This window comes from Geodermatophilus sp. YIM 151500 (genome assembly GCF_025716945.1).
In the GTDB taxonomy this organism is placed as follows: Bacteria; Actinomycetota; Actinomycetes; order Mycobacteriales; family Geodermatophilaceae; genus YIM-151500.
The window spans coordinates 91,465-109,458 of sequence record NZ_JAOVZT010000013.1 but is presented as its reverse complement, the minus strand read 5'-3'; the positions used below and the strand labels follow the sequence as shown (position 1 = coordinate 109,458).

Annotated in this window: 17 protein-coding genes; 8 read left to right on the top strand and 9 right to left on the bottom strand. The window is 77.0% G+C overall.

Features of this window, described 5'->3' with window-relative positions; translation table 11 throughout:
- Window positions 1-101: 101 nt before the first annotated feature.
- From OF117_RS18685 to OF117_RS18670, 4 genes are all read right to left on the bottom strand, one after another.
- Window positions 102-878, bottom strand: a complete 777-nt coding sequence (locus tag OF117_RS18685; RefSeq protein WP_263554354.1) for a class I SAM-dependent methyltransferase — start codon at window positions 876-878, stop codon at window positions 102-104.
- A 129-nt stretch (window positions 879-1,007) separates the two neighbouring features.
- Window positions 1,008-4,805, bottom strand: coding sequence for a DNA polymerase III subunit alpha (locus tag OF117_RS18680; protein WP_263554353.1), 3,798 nt, complete (start codon window positions 4,803-4,805; stop codon window positions 1,008-1,010).
- Entirely contained in the window at window positions 4,802-5,269 is a 468-nt protein-coding gene (locus tag OF117_RS18675) for an SAV_6107 family HEPN domain-containing protein (protein WP_263554352.1), read from the bottom strand. The genes OF117_RS18680 and OF117_RS18675 overlap by 4 nt, the downstream gene beginning before the upstream one ends.
- Window positions 5,269-5,589 carry a DUF6504 family protein gene (locus OF117_RS18670; protein WP_263554351.1) on the bottom strand — a complete coding sequence of 107 codons (321 nt, stop codon included), beginning with the start codon at window positions 5,587-5,589 and terminating at the stop codon, window positions 5,269-5,271. Before OF117_RS18670 ends, OF117_RS18675 begins: the two co-directional genes overlap by 1 nt.
- 211 nt (window positions 5,590-5,800) lie before the next feature.
- Between OF117_RS18670 and OF117_RS18665 the strand changes: the two genes are divergently transcribed.
- The 6 genes from OF117_RS18665 to OF117_RS18640 all read left to right on the top strand — a co-directional run bounded on the left by OF117_RS18665 (window position 5,801) and on the right by OF117_RS18640 (window position 11,448).
- Window positions 5,801-6,385 (top strand): YbaK/EbsC family protein, encoded by a 585-nt coding sequence (locus OF117_RS18665; RefSeq protein WP_263554350.1) that lies wholly within the window; start codon window positions 5,801-5,803, stop codon window positions 6,383-6,385.
- The gene (locus OF117_RS18660) at window positions 6,382-6,966 is read left to right on the top strand and encodes a GNAT family N-acetyltransferase (RefSeq protein WP_263554349.1); all 585 of its coding nucleotides are present in this window, start codon (window positions 6,382-6,384) and stop codon (window positions 6,964-6,966) included. Before OF117_RS18665 ends, OF117_RS18660 begins: the two co-directional genes overlap by 4 nt.
- Before the next feature lie 5 nt (window positions 6,967-6,971).
- Window positions 6,972-8,684 carry a phytoene desaturase family protein gene (locus OF117_RS18655; RefSeq protein ID WP_263554348.1) on the top strand — a complete coding sequence of 571 codons (1,713 nt, stop codon included), beginning with the start codon at window positions 6,972-6,974 and terminating at the stop codon, window positions 8,682-8,684.
- Window positions 8,681-9,511 carry a carotenoid biosynthesis protein gene (locus OF117_RS18650; protein ID WP_263554347.1) on the top strand — a complete coding sequence of 277 codons (831 nt, stop codon included), beginning with the start codon at window positions 8,681-8,683 and terminating at the stop codon, window positions 9,509-9,511. The genes OF117_RS18655 and OF117_RS18650 overlap by 4 nt, the downstream gene beginning before the upstream one ends.
- Window positions 9,508-10,689 carry a glycosyltransferase gene (locus OF117_RS18645; protein WP_263554346.1) on the top strand — a complete coding sequence of 394 codons (1,182 nt, stop codon included), beginning with the start codon at window positions 9,508-9,510 and terminating at the stop codon, window positions 10,687-10,689. Before OF117_RS18650 ends, OF117_RS18645 begins: the two co-directional genes overlap by 4 nt.
- A gap of 96 nt (window positions 10,690-10,785) precedes the next feature.
- Complete coding sequence (locus OF117_RS18640; protein ID WP_263554345.1) at window positions 10,786-11,448, top strand: flavin reductase family protein; 663 nt, start codon at window positions 10,786-10,788, stop codon at window positions 11,446-11,448.
- Window positions 11,449-11,470: 22 nt separating this feature from the next.
- Here OF117_RS18640 and OF117_RS18635 read toward each other — a convergent pair whose 3' ends face one another.
- Window positions 11,471-12,448: a carbohydrate kinase family protein gene (locus OF117_RS18635; RefSeq protein ID WP_263554344.1), complete on the bottom strand. Its 978-nt coding sequence runs from the start codon at window positions 12,446-12,448 to the stop codon at window positions 11,471-11,473.
- Window positions 12,449-12,639: 191 nt separating this feature from the next.
- The gene (locus tag OF117_RS18630) at window positions 12,640-13,296 is read right to left on the bottom strand and encodes a CDP-alcohol phosphatidyltransferase family protein (protein ID WP_263554343.1); all 657 of its coding nucleotides are present in this window, start codon (window positions 13,294-13,296) and stop codon (window positions 12,640-12,642) included.
- A 62-nt stretch (window positions 13,297-13,358) separates the two neighbouring features.
- Between OF117_RS18630 and OF117_RS18625 the strand changes: the two genes are divergently transcribed.
- Together OF117_RS18625 and OF117_RS18620 are read left to right on the top strand one after the other, a co-directional pair.
- Window positions 13,359-14,165 (top strand): lipase family alpha/beta hydrolase, encoded by an 807-nt coding sequence (locus OF117_RS18625; protein WP_263554342.1) that lies wholly within the window; start codon window positions 13,359-13,361, stop codon window positions 14,163-14,165.
- 76 nt (window positions 14,166-14,241) lie between these two features.
- The gene (locus OF117_RS18620) at window positions 14,242-15,075 is read left to right on the top strand and encodes an NmrA family transcriptional regulator (RefSeq protein WP_263554341.1); all 834 of its coding nucleotides are present in this window, start codon (window positions 14,242-14,244) and stop codon (window positions 15,073-15,075) included.
- Between the two features lie 61 nt (window positions 15,076-15,136).
- Here OF117_RS18620 and OF117_RS18615 read toward each other — a convergent pair whose 3' ends face one another.
- The 3 genes from OF117_RS18615 to OF117_RS18605 are packed head-to-tail and all read right to left on the bottom strand — an operon-like array spanning window position 15,137 to window position 17,975.
- Window positions 15,137-15,946, bottom strand: coding sequence for an ABC transporter permease (locus tag OF117_RS18615; RefSeq protein ID WP_263554340.1), 810 nt, complete (start codon window positions 15,944-15,946; stop codon window positions 15,137-15,139).
- On the bottom strand, window positions 15,943-16,872 hold the full coding sequence (locus tag OF117_RS18610) for an ABC transporter ATP-binding protein (RefSeq protein WP_263554339.1): 930 nt from the start codon (window positions 16,870-16,872) through the stop codon (window positions 15,943-15,945). Before OF117_RS18610 ends, OF117_RS18615 begins: the two co-directional genes overlap by 4 nt.
- Window positions 16,869-17,975 (bottom strand): transcriptional regulator, encoded by a 1,107-nt coding sequence (locus OF117_RS18605; RefSeq protein WP_263554338.1) that lies wholly within the window; start codon window positions 17,973-17,975, stop codon window positions 16,869-16,871. The genes OF117_RS18610 and OF117_RS18605 overlap by 4 nt, the downstream gene beginning before the upstream one ends.
- Window positions 17,976-17,994: the final 19 nt, after the last annotated feature.

Genomic DNA, 17,994 nt, shown 5'->3' with positions numbered 1-17,994 from the left:
GTCCGGGGGCAGCGGGTCCGGGGGCAGCGGGTCCGGGGGCAGCGGGTCCGGGGGCAGCGGCGGGCCGGGCCGGGCGCCGTCCGCCGCGTGGCGGGCGGGCCTCACGGCCGCTCGGCCAGGAGGTGCAGCCCCGTGGCGACGTCGCGGTAGGGCGAGACCTCGGCGAGGGCGAGTTCGACGGCGCGGATCGCGTCGGGATCGGCGCCGGAGGCGGACTCCAGCAGATCGGCGACGACGGCGACGCCGCGCCACCGCCCCGGTCGCAGGCCGGCCTCCTCCACCAGCGCGAGCAGACCGGCGGGATCGAAGCGGCGGCGCACCGGCCGGGCCCGGCCGGGCTCGGCGTCGCGGCCCTCCAGCAGGCCGAGCGCCTCGCGGGGGTGACCGCTCAGCGCGCGGGTGAGGACGGCGCCGGCACGGTTGGTCGTCGCCACGCTCACCAGCCCGCCGGGCCGCAGGGCGCCGGCGATCTCGCGGAGGGTGGTCGCGGGGTCGTCGACGACCTCGAGCACCGAGTGGCACAGGGCGACGTCGTAACCGCCGTCGCCGCCGTCGCCGGTTCCGCAGGCACCGGTTCCGCCGGTGAGGGCGGGCAGCACCTCGTGCAGGAGGTCGCCGTCGCCCTGGACGCCGCGGACCCGCGCGCCCACGCCCGCGGTCTCGGCGCGGCGGCGGAGGGTGGCCAGCGCGTCGGCGCTGGGATCGACCACGGTGACGTCGTGCCCGGCCCGGGCCAGCGGGACGGCGAGGGTGCCGCTGCCGCCGCCGACGTCGAGCACGCGCAGCGCCGAGCCGGCGCCGAGCACCGCGTCGAGCGCCGACCACATCGCGGCGGTGCGGGCGGGGAGCTGCTCCGCGGCCCGGGAGGCGGTCGTCACGTCCGGAGCGTAACGGCGGCACGGGCACCCGGTGCCGCGCCGGCCACCGCGCCGTCCCGGGCCGCGACGGTGTGCGGGGATCCCCTTCCCGATGGCGGGCCGGGCGCCTGCGCACACCGTCGCGGAGGGTCAGTGACCGGAGCTGCCGGGGCTGGAGTGCCAGAGCTTGCGCGGCGCTCCGGCCTCCCGCCGGACGCGGGTCATCGTGTCGTCGCCGGCCGGCTTGATGTCGGCGTACGGCGACATCCGGAAGCCGGTGGGGTGGACGAGAACCGGCTTGACGACCACCGGGCGCGGACCGTGCGACGCCGCCGCCCCGGCGATCGCCTGCTCGGTGTACCGCCCGGGCGCGGCCATCAGCTCGGCCACCGCGGGCACCCCCTCCGCCTCCCACGCCTCGTGCAGGGCCGGCAGTTCCCACGCGCCGGTCGCCCGCAGCGACACCCCGCGCGGGCCGGTGCGCCGCAGCACCCCGCGGATGACCAGCAGCCAGGAGTGGAAGACCGTCGCCGCGTACGGTCCCTGCGCGTCCTCGAAGAAGGTGGAGTCGGTGCAGCCGGTGCCGTCGTCCAGGGTCACGAACACCACCCGGCGTCCCGACCGGATGGGCGGGGTCTGGGTGGCCACCTTGACCCCCGCCACCAGCACCTCGGCCCCGCTGCGGCAGCCGAGCAGCTCACCGGCCGGCACCGCGCCGAGCGCGGCCAGGAAGGGCCGGTAGAAGGCGACGACGTGCCGGCTGGCGTCCAGGCCGAGCACCTCGAGCTCGGCGCGGACCAGTTCGGCGTCGGTGAACTCGGGCAGCCCGCTGCCGGCCGCCCAGTCGAGCGCCGGTTCCCCACCGCTGGTCGAGGTCTCACCGGTCCCGCCGGCGGCGTCGGCACCCTCCAGGCCCATGAGGTCGAGGCTGAGCTGCCCGACCACCCCGCCGCGGGCGCCGCCGCGGCTCCACCGGTCCAGCTCACCGATCTGCAGCAGCAGGTCACGGCGGGTCACCTGCCGGCGGGAGCGGGTGGGCCGGCCGGCCTCCCGGTCGCGGATGCCGAACCCGTAGAGGGAGTCGAACCCGCCGGCCAGCACCAGCCGCTCGACCACCGGCCGGGACACCGAGGCCCGCTGCCAGAAGTCGGCCAGCGACCGGTAGGGCTGCCCCGCGCGGATGCGGACGACCTCGTCGTCGGAGATGCCCTTGACGTCGGAGAGGGACAGCCGGATGCCGTAGCGGGAGGGGTCGGGCATCGTCGCGGGCATCCACCCCGGCCGCGACCCGACCGGAGTGGATCCGTCGGTGTCATCCCCACGCAGCCACTCCGGGGCGAGCTTCTCGACCCGGTAGGTGTCGGCCGATGCGTTGACGTCGAGGCCGAGCACCCGGACGCCGAAGTTGCGGGCGTCGTCGAGGATCAGCCGCTTCGGGTACATGCCCGGGTCGTGGGTGAGCACCCCGGCGAGGAAGGCCGCGGTGTGGTGGGTCTTCAGCCACGCCGACTGGTAGGTGGGCAGCGCGAAGGCCGCCGCGTGCGCCTTGCAGAACCCGAACGAGCCGAAGGCGGCCAGCACCTCCCACACCTTCTCGGCCACCTCGACGGGGTAGCCCTCGTCGAGCGCCCGCGGCATGAACCAGGCACGCACCTCCGGATGGGCGTCCCTCTCCCCCAGCGCCCGGCGCACCTCGTCGGCCTCGGCCAGGGTGCAGCCGGTCATCCGCGCCACGATCTGGAGCACCTGCTCGTGGAAGACCACCACCCCCGCGGTCTGCTCCAGGGCGGGAGCGAGGTCGGGGTGCGGGTAGACCGGCTCCCGCCAGCCGTTCCGGGCCATGAGGAACGGGGTGACCATGTCGCTCTTCACCGGCCCGGGCCGGAACAGCGAGATGTCGATGATGATGTCCTCGAACGTGCGGGGACCGAACTTGCCGACCAGCTCGCGCTGCCCCGGGGACTCGATCTGGAACATGCCCAGCGTCCGGGTGCTCTGGATCAGCTCGAACGTCGTCGGGTCGTCGCGCGGGATCGCGTCGATGTCGACGGTCTCCCCGTCGACCCGGGCCACCTCGTCGAGGGCGTGCGCGATCGCCGACTGCATCCGGATGCCGAGCAGGTCGAGCTTGAGCAGCCCCAGCTCCTCGACGTCGTCCTTGTCGAACTGGCTCATCGGGTAGCCCAGGTAGCTGTTCTCGACCGGGGTGCGGTCGAGCAGCGTGGCGTCGGACAGCAGCACCCCGCAGGGGTGCAGCGCGATGTGCCGGGGGAGGCCGTCGAGCCGGGCGACGAGGTCGAACAGCAGGTCGAGGTCGCCGGTGCCGCCGGTCCGCCGGGATCCCAGCCGGCTGGCCTGCAGCTCGGGCAGGTCGCGCAGCGCGGCGTGCACCTGGCTGGCCCGGATGTGCGGGAAGGCCTTGGCGACCGCGTCGACCTCGGCGACCGGCAGCCCGAGCGCCGCGCCGACGTCGCGGATGGCGTGGCGCACCCGGTAGGTGTCCATCATCGAGATGCAGCTGACCCGGTCGGCGCCGAAGCGCTCGATCACCGCGTCGTACACCTCCATCCGCCGGGCCGACTCCACGTCGATGTCGACGTCGGGCAGTTGGTGGCGCAGCGGGGAGAGGAAGCGCTCCATCAGCAGGCCGTAGCGGATCGGGTCGACGTCGGAGATGCCCAGCAGGTAGGTGACCAGGCTGCCGGCCCCCGACCCGCGCGCCGCCGCCCGGACCCTCGAGCTCTTGATGAGGTCGACCACGTCGGCGACGGTGAGGAAGTAGGACGGGTAGCCGAGCTGGTCGATGACCGCCAGCTCCTCGTCGAGCCGCTGCCGCACCGTGCGGGTGTCGACCATGCCGCGGCGGCCCAGGCCCGCCTCGCACCGGGCGCGCAGCACCTGCGCCGGCGTCAGCCCCCGCTCGGCGGGCGTGGTGACCACGTCGAGCTCCGGGTAGCGGACGGTGCCGATGCCCAGGTCGGCCCGGACGTCAACGGCGCACTGCTCGGCCAGCCGGGCGGTGCGCTCGAGCAGCCGGAGGGCGGCGTCGCGGTCGGGGCCGGCCAGGTCGTCGGCGACCTCGGCCATCTCCTTGCCCGACTTCAGGTAGCCCTCGGCGGTGCGCCGGTCGACGTGCCGCTGCCCGAGGGGCACCAGCCGGCGGGTGGCGTCGAGGACGTCGGCGGTCGGCGCGTCGAGGGCGTCGACGTAGCGGACGGCGTTGGTGAGGACCGCGGGCACACCGGTCCGGTCGGCGAACCGGAGCAGCGCCTGCGCCCGCGCCCGGTCGCCCCGGCCGCGGTGGTGCACGACCTCGATGACCAGCCGGCCGGCGTCGAACACCGCGCGCCAGGCGTCCAGGTGCGCCTCGGCGAGGTCGGCCCGCCCCGCGGCCAGCGCCCGGCCGACCGGGGAACCCGGCCCGAGCAGCGCGACCAGCCCGGTCGCGTGCTCGGCGGCCACCGCCAGCGAGCTGACCGGCTCGCCCCGGGTGCCGCGCAGGTGCGTGGCGCTGGTCAACCGGCACAGCGACCGCCAGCCGGCACCGTCGCGGGCGAGGAAGGTGACCCGCGGCAGCCGCGGGTCGACGCTCGCCCCGCCGCGGGCCGGCACCCGCCGCGCCGGCCGGCCGGCCGGCTGCCCACCCGGGGGGTGCGCGCGGCGCGCGCGGGGAGCCGGCGCCTCCCCGAGGCCGGGGGCGAGCGCGGGCGGCAACGCCGCGTCGAGCGTCGGCGCCACGGAGAGGTCCACCCCGAACAGCGGCCGCACCCCGGCCGCGCGGCAGGCGAGGGCGAACTTCACCGCCCCGTAGAGCCCGTCGCGATCGGTGAGGGCCAGGGCCGCCATCCCGTGCTCGGCGGCGCGGGCCACCAGGTCGGCCGGGTGGTTGGCCCCGTACCGCATGGAGTAGCCGGAGGCGACGTGCAGGTGGACGAAGGGGTCGCTCACCTCCGCTGCCCGGCGACCAGCCGGGGTCGGGGAGGCGGAGGCGGCTCCTGCCCGAGGCAGCTCTCCACCACCGTGAGGAAGGTGCCGGCGTCACGGACCAGGTCATCGGCCTCCCGGGGGGTGACCGCCCGGGAGAGGCCGGCCTCGGCGGCCGCCCGCTTGGCCGCGCCGGCGGCGAAGAAGGAGGCCCACTCCTCCAGCTCCGGCGCCACCTGCCCGAGCAGCACCCAGGCGCTGCGCGGGCGCCGCCGCCCGCCCTCGGGACGGGTGCGGGCGGCGAGCACGGCCGCGGCCCCGCGCAGCGCCGCCAGGTGCGCCGTCGCGTACCGCTGCCGGGGGTCGGTGGAACCGGCCGCCTCGCCGAGCGCGCGGTGGGCCTGGCCGAGCAGCTGGCCGGCGGCGACGGGCACCGGAGGGGGCAGCGGCAGCTGGCCGGCGGCCGGCACGGCCCGGGCGGCGGCCATCAGTCGTGCACCCGCACGAGCCACCAGCGGTTGGCCGCGGCGTCCCAGGACAGGTCGTACACGCCGGCGAAGCTCATCCGGGACCGGCCGGCCCGCACCGCCTCGATCCGCCACACCTGCTGCGTGGCAACCAGGTCGGCCGAGGCACCCCCGCGCATCTCGGCGTCCCACCAGGGCGGGGTCTCCACCCACGAGTCGAGCAGCTCCCCCACGACGTAGCGGCTGCCGCCCCGCCAGAACTGCGCCGGCCCGGCCGGGCCCCGCTCGACCTGCACCTCTTCACCGACCCGGCCGGCGACCTCACCGAGCACCCGGCTCATGGCAGACTCCCCTTCCTGCGCCCCCGGCCCGGCTCCACCGCCCGGGCGGGGAAGGACCCGGAGCGGCCGAGCCGGCATCTTTCGAACGCGTGTTCGAACACCGGCAAGTAGACCGGACGCCGGCCCGGCCGTCAAGCCGGCGCGGGCGCTTCACCCTCCTGCCGGTCCCGGGCCGACAGCGGGCGGCCCGGCCCGGTGGCAGGATCACCGCATGACCCGACCGGTGCACCCCCGCGTGGCCGAGGTCGCCCGATCGCTGGCCGAGGCCGGCAGCACCGGTCAGGTGCAGGTGCTGCCCGCGGAGGTCCGCACCGCCGCGGCGGCGGCGGCGGAGCTCGGCGTGCCGATCGGTGCGATCGTCAACAGCCTGGTCTTCGCCGTCGGCGACGAACCGCTGCTGGTGCTCACCAGCGGTGCCCACCGCGTCGACGAGGACAAGGTCGCGGGGCTGCTCGGGGTCGCCCGGATCGCCCGCGCGGGGGCCGCGTTCGTCCGGCGGCACACCGGGCAGGCCATCGGCGGCGTGGCGCCGGTCGGCCACCCGTACCCCATCGGCACGCTGGTCGACGTCGAGCTGGCGCGCCACGACCGGGTCTGGGCGGCCGCCGGTCATCCCTCGGCCGTCTTCCCCACCACCTACGACGAACTGCTCCGGCTCACCGCCGGCACGGCGGCCGAGGTCGGCAACGGGCCGACCGACCCCACCGCGCTCACCGTGGGCGGTGCACCCGTCGCCCGCCGGCTCACCGTCACGGGCGGCCCGGCCGACGAGGTGGCACCGGTGGGGGCCCCGTGACGGGCACGACCCCGGCCACGCGGGTCACCGATCTGCCGATCCGCTGGCTGCGCGAGCACATGCACGAGGCGCTCACCATCTACGGGCTCGCGATGGGCTACGACTCCTCCGTCGTCGCGGGCCGGTACGGGTACGCCGTCCAGCACACCGAGCGCCCCGGTTTCCGCGCGGTGGGCGCCTTCGCCGCGACCGAGGAGGGCGAGCGGCTGGTGGGCTTCGGCTACGGCTACCTCACCGCACCCGGGCAGTGGTGGCACGACCAGGTCCGCGCCGCCCTCGACCGGCGGACGGCGAAGCGCTGGCTGGCCGGCGCCTTCGAGGTCTGCGAACTGCACGTGCACCCCGACTCCCAGAGCCGCGGGGTGGGCCGGCAGCTGCTGCACGCCCTGCTCGCCGACCTGCCCTACGACACCGCGCTGCTCTCCACCCCCGACGCCGACACCAAGGCGTTCCGGCTCTACCGGGCCGAGGGCTTCGTCGACCTGGCGCGCGGCTACCACTTCCCGGGCGACGCCCGGCCGTTCGCCATCCTCGGCGTCCGGCTCCCCCTCCGCCCCGCCGACCGGCGGGGCGGGGGCTGACCGGCGTGCCGTCCGCTCCCGGGAGGAGCGGCGAGCCGACCGGCGCCCGCGACGCCCCCGACGAGCGGGTCGACGTCGTCGTCGTGGGATCGGGGCACAACGGCCTGGTCGCCGCCTGCTACCTGGCCCGGGCCGGCCGCAGGGTGGAGGTGGTCGAGCGCGACGAGGTGCTCGGCGGAGCGGTCTCCACCGTCGAGCGGTGGCCCGGTGTTCGCGTCGACCGCGGCTCCAGCGCCCACGTCATGATCCGTCACAGCGGGATCCCCGAGGAGCTCGACCTGGGCGCCGTCGGCCTGCGCTACCTCGATTGCGACCCGTGGGGCTTCGCGCCCGCCCCGGCACCCGGTGACCCCGGCCCCGACGGCTGCCCGCTCGTCTTCTCCGTCGACCTCGACGCCACCTGCGCCTCGATCGCCGCCGCGTGCGGTCCCGACGACGCGGCCGCCTACCGCCGGTTCGTCGGCGTGTGGGGGCCGCGCAGCCGCGCCGTCGTCGCCGCTTTCGGACGGCGCCCCGCCCCCGCGCAGCTCGTCCGCGCCTTCTGGCCGCTCGGGGCGCCGTCCGGAGGGGCGCCGCGGACGTCCGGCGGCGACCTGGCCGTCGACTTCCTCGGTTCCGGGGATGCGCTGCTCGACCGGTGGTTCCGCAGCGAGCGGCTGAAGGCGGCGCTCGCCTGGTTCGGCGCGCAGTCGGGCCCCCCGATGTCCGAGCCGGGCACCGCGGCGATGGTCGGCTGGGCCGCCCTGCTGCACGACGTCCCGCCCGGTCACCCCGTGGGCGGCTCCGGTGGTCTCACCCAGGCGCTGCGCCGACGGCTCGAGGCCGACGGCGGACGGGTCGCGCTCGGTGACGGCGCCGCCCGGCTGCTCGTCGGGTACGACGGCGGCGGCGCGCGCGTCGGCGGGGTGGAGACCGTGTCCGGACGGCGGATCCGCGCCCGCGCCGTCGTCGCCGCCTGCCACGTGCGGGCCACCCGCGAGCTGGCCGGCGCCGCGGCACCTCGCGCCCTCGCCGATGCCGACCCGCCCCTCGGCAATGGCTTCGGGCTGGTGCTGCGGGCGCTGACCGACGCGCCGCCCCGCTATCCCGGCGTCCCCGAGCACGAATCGCTACAGGGACTGCAACTGCTGTGCACCGACCGGGCGCAGCTGGCCGCCGCCCACGGCGACTGGCTGGCCGGGCACCTGCCGCGCGAACCGGTGCCGCTGGCGATGTGCTTCTCGGCCAGCGACTCCACGCTGGCCCCGCCCGGGCAGCACGTGGTGACGGTGTGGGGCCAGTGGTACCCGTACGAGACCGCCGACGGCGCGGACTGGGACGCACTGGCCGAACCCGCGGCGCAGCGCTTGGTCGCCGCCGTCGACCGGTTCGCGCCGGGCTTCGCCGACTCGGTACAGCGGCTGTACGTCCAGACGCCGCTGGCGCTGGAGCGGGAACTGTCCCTGCCCCGTGGCAACGTGATGCACGTGGACATGGGGCTGGCCAGCATGTTCGCCTTCCGGCCCACCCCTGCCCTGTCCGGCTACCGCGTGCCCGGCCTGCGCGGCCTCTACCTCGCCGGCGCCTCCACCCACCCCGGCGGCGGGGTGCAGGGCAACTCCGGCCGGACGGCGGCCCGGCTGCTGCTCGCCGACGAACGGCCGCTGGCCCGCGCCCGCGCCACCGCCGGCACCGCACTGGTCCGCCTGCGCGCGGGCCGTCGCGGAGCGCAGAGGTGACCGCGGCGCCGGCCGCCCGCGCCGCCCCGGGCGACGGCCTGCTCCGCGGGCTGCCGTTCGCTCTCGCCGTCCTGCTCGTCCTCGCCGCGATCGCCTACCCGCTGGCGTCCGGCGCCGCGCGTGACGTCGTGAGCTGGACGATCGTGCTGCTCGGCGCCTCGCTGTCGGTCGTGCACGCCGGCGCGTCCCGCGGCCCGCGCAGCGGCCTGGCCGTCCTCGCGCTGGTCACGGCCGTGGCGGTCGCCTTCGAGGCGATCGGCCTGGCCACCGGCTTCCCGTACGGCAGGTACACCTACAGCGACACCCTCGGTCCCACCCTGCTCGGGGTGCCGCTGCTGGTGCCGCTGGCCTGGCTGATGATGGCGTGGCCGAGCTGGGTGCTCGCCCGGCGGCTGGCCGCGCCCGTCCGCGCGAGCCGCCGCCGGCCGGCACGCGTGGTCGCCGCAGCGGCGGTGTTCGCGGGGTGGGACGTCGTCCTGGACCCGCAGATGGTCCAAGCCGGCTACTGGACGTGGGCCGACCCCAGTCCCGGCCTGCCGGGCATCGACACCGTCCCGTTGACCAACCTGGCCGGATGGCTGCTGGCCGGCGTGGTCCTGATGTCCCTGCTCGACCCGCTCGTGGCGCGCACCGCCCTGCCCCGCTCCCCACGCACCGGCGACGCCCCCGCGCTGCTCGTCCTCGGGTGGATGACGCTCGGCGGTGCGGTGGCGCACGCGGGCTGGCTGGGCCTGCCCGGCTCCGCCGCGTGGGGCGCGGCGCTGGCCCTCCCGGTGCTGGCGGTGCTTCTGGTCCAGCGGCGACGGGCGGCGGCGGTCCGCCGGTGAGGACGGCGCTGCGGCGCGATGCGATCCGGCGGGTGGTCCGCGTGCCGGCCCGGGGCGCGCTCCGGGTGGCGGCCGTTCTCGCGGTGGTCGGCGCCGGGCACGCGGCCGTCAACGCGGGGCTGCTGCGCCGGCCGCCGGGCGACCCGCCGCCGGTGCACCGCCGGGTCGTCGTGGTGTTGCCGGTGCGCGACGAGGAGCACCGGGTCGGCGACTGCCTGGCGGCGGTGCTGGCGCAGCGGGGCGTCGACGACCTGTGCGTGGTCGTGGTCGACGACGGCTCGGCCGACGGCACCACCGCGGTGGTGCGCGGCGTCGCCGACCCCCGCGTGCGGTTGGTGACCGCCGACCCGCCGCCGCCCGGCTGGCTCGGCAAGCCGCACGCCTGCGCCACCGGCGCGGCCCATGCCGGCACCCGCGCGGCCGGGGAGGTCCACGGCGGCAGCCGGCCGGACGACGTCCTGGTCTTCGTCGACGCCGACGTCCGGCTGGCCCCGCGAGCGGTGGCGGCCGCCGTCGCCGTCCTGGACGAGCACGGCCTCGACCTCGTGTCGCCCTGGCCCCGGCCGCTGGCCGCATCGGCCGCCGAGCGCCTGGTCCAGCCCCTGTCGCCGTGGCTGTGGGCGACCACGCTGCCGCTGCGGCTCGCGGAGCGGTCCCGCCGGCCGTCGCTGGCCGCGGCGAACGGCCAGTTCCTCGTCGTCCGGCGCGGCGCGTACGAGGCCGCGGGCGGGCACGCCGCCGTCCGGGGCGAGGTGCTGGAGGACATCGCGCTGCTGCGCGCCGTGAAGCGCGCGGGGGGCCGCGGCGGGCCGATCGACGGCTTCGGCCTCGCCGCCTGCCGCATGTACGACGGGTGGCCGCAGCTGCGCGACGGCTACAGCAAGTCGCTGTGGGCGGCGGCCGGCGGGCGCCCGGGCGCGAGCGCGGCAGCGGCGGCCGCCCTCACGGCCGTCTACGTGCTCCCGGCGGCGGCTGCGCTCGCGGGGTCGCGGGCCGGACTGGTCGGGTACGCGGCCGGGGTCGCCGGCCGGGCCGTGGTCGCCGCGCGCAGCGGCGGGCCGGTGTGGCCCGACGCGCTGGCCCACCCGGTCTCGGTGCTGCTGTTCGACGTGCTCATGGCGCGGTCGTTGCTCGGCCGGCGGCGCGGCACGCTCACCTGGCGCGGTCGCGCCCTGTAGGCGTGCGTCCAGCGGAGGCGGGCGTCGGCGGCCCGGGCCCCGCCGGCCGCGGGTCCTGCGCGCGCCGGAGCCGGTCGAGGCGGCCACGATGGGGCCGTGACCCCAGCCGACTCCCCGTCCCGCGTGCACTTCGACCCGGGCGTCCTCGACGCCAGCGCCTTCTACCGGATCCTCAACTCGGTGGTGGTGCCGCGGCCGATCGCCTGGGTGTGCACGCGGTCGGCCGAGGGTGTGCACAACCTGGCGCCGCACTCCTTCTACACCGTGTCGTGCGTCGACCCGCCGGTCGTGCAGTTCACCTCGGTGGGCCGCAAGGACTCGCTGCGCAACGCCGAGGCGACCGGCGAGTTCACGATCAACCTGGCACCCGAGCCGCTGATCGAGCAGGTCAACGCCACCGCGACCGATTTCCCGCCCGATCACAGCGAGGCCGAGCACACCGGCGTCCGGCTCGAGCCCAGCGACCTGATCGGCACCATGCGGGTGGCCCAGTCCCCCGTCGCGCTCGAGTGCACCCTGCACGCCGCGCTGCGCCTGGGCGACAGCACCGTGGTGTTCGGCCGGGTGCTGCGCATCAGCGTGTGGGAGAGCGCCGTCCGCGACGGCCGGCCCCGCGTCGAGCAGCTGCGGCCGCTCGCCCGCCTCGGCGGGAACGAGTGGACCACCATCGGCGCGGTGTCGGAGATCCGGCGGATCTCCTACCGCCGGTGGAGCGAGGACCCCTCGGTCGGCGAACGCATCCGCGGCGACGGGTCCTGACCGGGCGTCGCCGGGACGGCGGTCAGCCGGGAAGGTGCGGCGCCACCTCGTCGGCGGCGTCCGCGCCGAAGGCGTCGGCGAAGCGGGCCAGGAACTCCGCGCTCGGCAGGTCGTACTCCTGGGTGCCGACCACCTCGACGGCCGCCGTCGCCACCGCCGAGCCGAGCTGGGTCGCCCGCTCCAGGCCCAGGCCCCACGCGCGCCCGGCGATGAAGCCGGCGCGCAGCGCGTCGCCGCCTCCGGTCGGCTCCACCGGCTTGGTCTCCGGGACGGCGATGACCGACAGCGGCTCCTCCCCCGCCCGGCGCACCAGCACGCCGTCCGCGGCGCGGGTGGTGACCCAGGTGTCGACGCGGGCGAGCACCTCCTCGGTGCTCCAGCCGGTCTTCTGCAGGAGCAGCGCGGCCTCGTACTCGTTGGTGAAGAGCACGTCCGCCCCGTCGACCAGGTCGCGGATCAGCGCGCCGTCCGCCCAGGCGAGCTGTTGGCTGGGGTCGGCGACGAACGGGTAACCGCGGTCGCGGCACTCCTGCGTGTGCCGCGCCATCGCCGTCGGGTCGTTGGGGCCGACCACGACGAGGTCCAGGCCGCCGACCCGGTGCGCGACCGGCGCGAGCTCGATGTCCGCGGCCTCGGCCATGGCGCCCGAGTAGAAGGAGGCGATCTGGTTGTTGTCCTGATCGGTGGTGCAGACGAACCGCGCGGTGTGCTTGAGCTCCGAACGGTGGACGCTGCGGGTGTCGACGCCGTGCCGGCAGAGCCAGGCCTCGTAGTCGGCGAAGTCGCTGCCGACGGCGCCGACGAGCACCGGCGCCAGGCCCAGCAGCCCCAGGCCGTAGGCGATGTTCGCCCCGGCGCCGCCGCGGTGCTGCACCAGGTCGTCGACCAGGAACGACAGCGAGACGTGCTCCATCTCGCCGACGACGAACTGGTCGGCGAACCGGCCGGGGAAGGTCATCAGGTGGTCGGTGGCGATCGAACCGGTGACGGCGACGGGCACGGGACGCTCCCTCGGTGGCGCATCGGCGGGCCGGCCACGCGGGACCGGGACGGTGGGCGGGCTGGTCCACCTTAGGGATCCCGGGCGTGTCGCGCCGGTCGAGCCGTCGTCCCACGGCGGCCCACCGGCCGCGCGCCCGGGCGTGTCACATCGTCTGGGTGAGCAGGCGGTCCCGGTGTGCCGGTCGGAGCTCACTGGCTCAGCGCGCGGCGCAGCCAGATGCCGAGCTGTGCGGTACCGACGAGGCCGAGCAGGACGCCGACCGCCGTCCCGGCGGTGATCACCGGACCGGCCGCCCCGGTGGCCGACAGGACGCCGGCCCCGCCCAGGGTGAATCCGGTCAGGACCACCCGGGTCGGCCGCTCCCAGACCGAGATGGAGCCGGTCTCCCGGACGCCGGCCTGTCCGGCGCGGGCGCGCAGGTAGTCGGGCAGCCAGCACAGCGCCCCGAAGGCCGCGGCGAGCAGCCCGGGGGCGCCGGCCAGCCACAGCGCGACGGTGTAGGCCACCTCGGTGAGCCGGTCGACGACGGAGTCGAGGACGAAACCGCGCCGCGACGCCCGGCCGCCGGCGATGGCCAGTGCACCGTCGAGCGAGTCCAGCAGACCGGACAGGCCCACGAGCAGCCCGCCCGCCACCAGGCCCCAGGCGCCGAGGGGCACCACGGCGGCGCCCGCCACCGCCACCAGCAGGCCCAGCGCGGTGGCGGCCAGCGGCGGCACCCAGCGCAGCACCCGGGCCAGGGTGTAGGCCGCCGACAGCCAGCCGCGGACCAGCCGGCCGGCCGTGGGATCGGCGTCGCCGTGCCAGCGCGCCCACGCGGCCAGGTACTCCTCGCGGTCGAGCACGGTCCTCCCTCCTCCGCGGCACCGGCGGTGGCGGGACCGGGTGCAGCAGGGACAGTAGAGGCGTGCTCGCCGGTCTCGCCCCCGCCCGCCGCCGGCTCGTGGTCGGACTGCTGGCACTCGCCGTCGCCGCGGTCGTCGGGGCCGGCGCGGTCCTGCTCGTGCCGCGGCTGGCCGCCGGCGAGGTCGTCCCGGTCCCGCAGGACGAGCCGGGCCCGGTGCTGGTCGTCCCCGGGTACGGCGGGTCCACCGGCGCGGTGCAGAGCCTCGCCGACCGGCTGACCGCGGCCGGCCGGGACGCCACCGTCGTCCGGTGGCCCGGTGACGGCACCGGCGACCTCGGCGCCGCCGCCGCGGAACTCGGCCGGGCCGCCCGGGCGGCGCTGGACCGCACCGGCGCGGCCGGTGTGGATGTGGTCGGCTACTCGGCCGGCGGCGTCGTGGCGCGGTTGTGGGTCGACGGGGACGGCGCCGGGCTGACCCGCCGGGTGGTCACCCTCGGCTCGCCGCACCACGGGACGACGCTGGCCGACCTCGCGGTCGACGTCGCCCCGGCCTCGTGCCCGGAGGGCTGCCGGCAGCTGGCCACGGGCAGCGACCTGCTCGCCGCGCTCAACGCCGGCGACGAGACCCCCGAGGGGCCCACCTGGGTGTCGGTGTGGACGGAGCGGGACGAGACGGTGACGCCACCGGAGTCCGCCCGGCTCGAGGGCGCGGTCAACGTGCCCGTGCAGGCGGTGTGCGCCGACGCCCGGATCGGCCACGGCGATCTGCCGCGCGACCCGCTGGTGCAGGAGATCGTGCTCGAGCAGCTGGCCGGCCCCGCCCCGGTCGAGCTGACCGCCGCCGACTGCGTCCGCCTCGGCGGCTGATGCGGAACAGATCCGTGCGGGTCCACCGCACGGATCTCCTCCGCGAACCGTCGGTGCCTCGTGCTGGGGTGGCGCCGTGACCGGAGAGACCGACGACGGACGGATCCTCGTGCTCGGCGCCACCGGCTCGGTCGGCCGCCGGGTGGCCGGGCTGCTGCGGGAGGCGGGGCGCCCGGTGACGACGGCCTCGCCGAGCGCCGCCGTGCGCTTCGACTGGACCGAGCCGGCCACCTGGGACGCCGCCGTGGACGGGGCGACCGGCGCGTTCGTCATGGCGCCGGACGGCGTCCCGGTCGACCACGCCTTCCTGCGCCGGGCGGCCGACGCGGGCGTGCGCCGCCTCGTGCTGCTGTCCAGCCGCGCGGTCGAGGCGATGGGCGATGAGCGGCTGCTCGCGGCCGAGGCCGCGGTCCGCGACGCGGGTCCGGCCTGGTCGGTGGTCCGCGCCGACTGGTTCGACCAGAACTTCGACGAGGGTGTGTTCCGCGACGCGGTGCTCGCCGGCGAGGTGGTCGTCCCGGTGGGCGACGTGCGGCAGGCGTTCGTCGACGCCGGCGACGTCGCGGCGGTCGCGGTCGCGGTGCTGCTCGGGAAGGCCGCCACCGGCGCCACGTACGACGTGACCGGACCGGAGGCGCTCTCCTTCGGCGAGGCGGTCGGGGTCGTGGCCCGCGCCGCAGGCCGCCCGGTGCGCCACCTGGGCGAGCCCGACGACTACTGGCGCACGATGACCGGCTCGGGGCTCGACGCCGCCCAGGTCCGCCGGGAGATCGAGGCCTTCGCGGCGCTGCGGGCCCTCGGCGACGACGTCCCGACACGCACCGTCGAACAGCTCACCGGCCGGGCCGCGACGTCGTTCGCCGACTACGCCGCCGATGCCGCGGTGCGCGGCGCCTGGCGGGGGGCATGAGCGGCCCCGTCCCGGGTCCCGCCCCGAGCGTGCGAGGGGTGGGGAGGACGGGGTCCTTTCATCAGCTGGTGATGTCCTTGGTGGTGAAGTTGGCCCACGCGGCGGTCAGCAGCACGCCGACGTAGACGCCCTGGAGGGCCAGCCCACGGACGACGTCGCGCCACAGGATCGGGTCGCGGAACAGGTCGACGAATGCCAGCCAGTACCGGGTGGGCAGGTAGGGCGCGATCGGCGAGGCGGCGTCCAGGGTGAACAGCAGGGACGACGTCACCAGCACGGCGAGCGCGCCGAGGGTCGCCCCGAGCGGTGAGTCGGTGAACGTCGAGAAGAACAGCGCGAACGCCGCGACCCCGAGCATGGACACCGTGACGTAGCCGATCGCCAGCACGGTGCGACCGGTCAGCTCCTCCGGGGTCAGCGTGCTGCCCGACACCGAGGTGCCCGCGATCGGCTGCGCCTCGAACAGCGTCGTCCCGACGACGTAGCCGACCGCCGCGACGACGACCACGGTGACCAGCACGAACGCGAAGACCGAGACGAGCTTGGCGACGAGCAGCCGGGTCCGCCCGGCGGGCCGGGCCAACAGGTAGCGCAGCGTGCCGGCCTGCGCCTCGCCGGCCACCGAGTCGCCGGCGACGACCGCGACCGCGATCGGCAGGAACAGCGGCAGCACGATGGCCAGTGCGGCCAGCGGGAAGAGGGTGCCGTTGGTCAGCACGGCCGACAGGAACGGCGGGCCCTCACCGGGCCGCGGGGCCAGGTCGGTGAGTTGCAGCAGCACCGCGACCAGCAACGGCAGGGCGTTGAGGACGGCGATCGTCGTCCAGGTCCGCGGTCGGCGGAACAGCTTGTGCAGCTCGACGGCGATCACCGGCCGCGCTCCCGGACCTCGACCCGGTCCCCGGCGGCGCGGGCCGCGGCCAGGACGACCTCCTCGAGCGTGGGGCGCTCCGGCGCCAGCCCGATGACCGGCACGCCCGCGCCGACGAGCAGCGCGTTCACCTCCGCCGGGTCGTCGCCCTTGACGACGACCCGCTCGCCGTCGACCGCGGTGACCCGCCCGTCGAGGGCTGCGCGCACCCGGTCGGGCTCGGGGGTGCGCACCACCGTCGCGCCGGTGGGCGCGGTCAGCGTGGCCAGCCGGTCCTGCAGCACGAGCCGGCCGCGGTCGAGCACGCCCACGCGGGTGGCCATCTGCTCGATCTCGGCCAGCAGGTGGCTGGACAGGAAGACCGTCGTCCCCTGCCGGTTGAGCTCGAGCAGCAGCTCGCGGATCTCGGCGATGCCCTGCGGATCCAGGCCGTTGGTGGGCTCGTCGAGGACGAGCAGCTCCGGACGGCGCAGCAGCGCGCCGGCCAGCCCGAGCCTCTGGCGCATGCCGAGCGAGTAGGCGGCCACCGGGCGGCGGCCCACGCCGGCCAGGCCGACCTGCTCGAGCACGGCGTCGATCCGCCGCCGCCTGGTCCGCCACGACCCGCCGGGCCCGGAGGCGTCGAGCAGCGACAGGTTGGCACGGCCGGAGAGGTGTCCGTGGTGCGCGGGTCCCTCGATCAGCGCGCCGACGCGGGGCAGCACCGAGCGCGCGGCGCGGGGCATCCGCCGGCCGAGCAGCTCGACCTCGCCTGCGGTGGGCAGCACCAGCCCGAGCAGCATGCGCACCGTGGTCGTCTTGCCCGAGCCGTTGGCACCGAGGAAGCCGTAGACGTCGCCCGCGCGGACGTCGAGGTCGATCCCGTCGACGGCGCGCACCCGGCCGAAGCGCTTGACCAGGCCGCGGGTGACGATCACCGCGGTCACCCTTCCTCCGCCGGCGGGGGCAGCGCGGCGGCCGCGGCGGCCAGCGCGTCGAGGGTGACGGTGCCCGCGACGAGCCAGGCACCCTCCCCCGGGGGGTCGAGCACGAGCAGGCCGAGCGGACCGGCAGCGACCCGCAGGCCCCGCCCGTCGTCCACGGCCTCCGGGCTGGCGCGCAGCGTGCCGGCGACGTCCCGGGCCAGCCGTCCGGCCACCGGGACGGCGGCCAGCAGCGTGACCCCGCGGCCGTAGAGCCCCACCGCCGCGGGCGCGCCCTCGATGGTGCGGCGCGGCAGCCCGGCCAGCTCGGCGGGCAGCGGCACGCGGGCGATGCGCCGGTCGGCCTGCTCGAGCAGGTCCCGCTCGCGGTCGAGGGCGACCCGGGCGCCGGGCGGCGGGACGAACGACGTCACCGCCGGATCCGGCGAGCCCAGTTCGAGGTCGAGGTAGCGCGTGTCGAGCGCGGGCACGTCAGCGGCGCCGAACACCTGCACCTGCAGCGGCAGCCCGCTGGCGGCGTCCACCCAGACGTCGACCCGCTCGACGGCGGCCGCCGGCGCCCACGGCACCAGCCGCAGGCCGAGCGCGTCGCGCCCGGCGACCCGCCGGGCGCCGATGCGGCTGAGCTCCTCGTCGGCGGCCTCGGAGAGCAACCGACGACCCAGCGAGGTCGGCAGCAGGTCCGGAGGGGTCGGCAGGGACAGCGGGGACGGCGCGGTGCGGGTGGCACGGGCGTCCTCGTACTCCCACACCCAACCGCCGGCGCCGTCGGCGTGGTAGCCGGTCTCGCCGCCGGCCGCCAGCACGTCGACCCGGCGCCGGTCGGGCCCGGCGTCCCACACGCGCATCAGCGTCCGGTCGCTCACCAGGTCGGAGAGCCGCGAGAGGCGGTCGCCGACGGGCAGGGTCAGCCCTCCGGCCGACTCCGCGTAGCCGGAGAACGCCACGTCGGCGCTGGCCAGCGCGTCGGCCCTCAGCTGCGGGGCCGGGACGTCGGCGTCGGAGGCGGGTAGGGCGCCGACGACCGACGGCAGGGCCAACAGGACGCCGGCCAGCACGGCGACCACGGCCCAGCGCCGCGCCGCTCCGTACCCCGACGCGACCACGGGAGCCACGGTACGACGG

Coding starts and splice junctions, on each gene's coding strand:
- OF117_RS18670 (WP_263554351.1), bottom strand. CDS start 5,589: ATGAGCCGGGTGCTCGGTGAGGTCGCCGGCCGGGTCGGTGAAGAGGTG.
- OF117_RS18665 (WP_263554350.1), top strand. CDS start 5,801: ATGACCCGACCGGTGCACCCCCGCGTGGCCGAGGTCGCCCGATCGCTG.
- OF117_RS18675 (WP_263554352.1), bottom strand. CDS start 5,269: ATGGCCGCCGCCCGGGCCGTGCCGGCCGCCGGCCAGCTGCCGCTGCCC.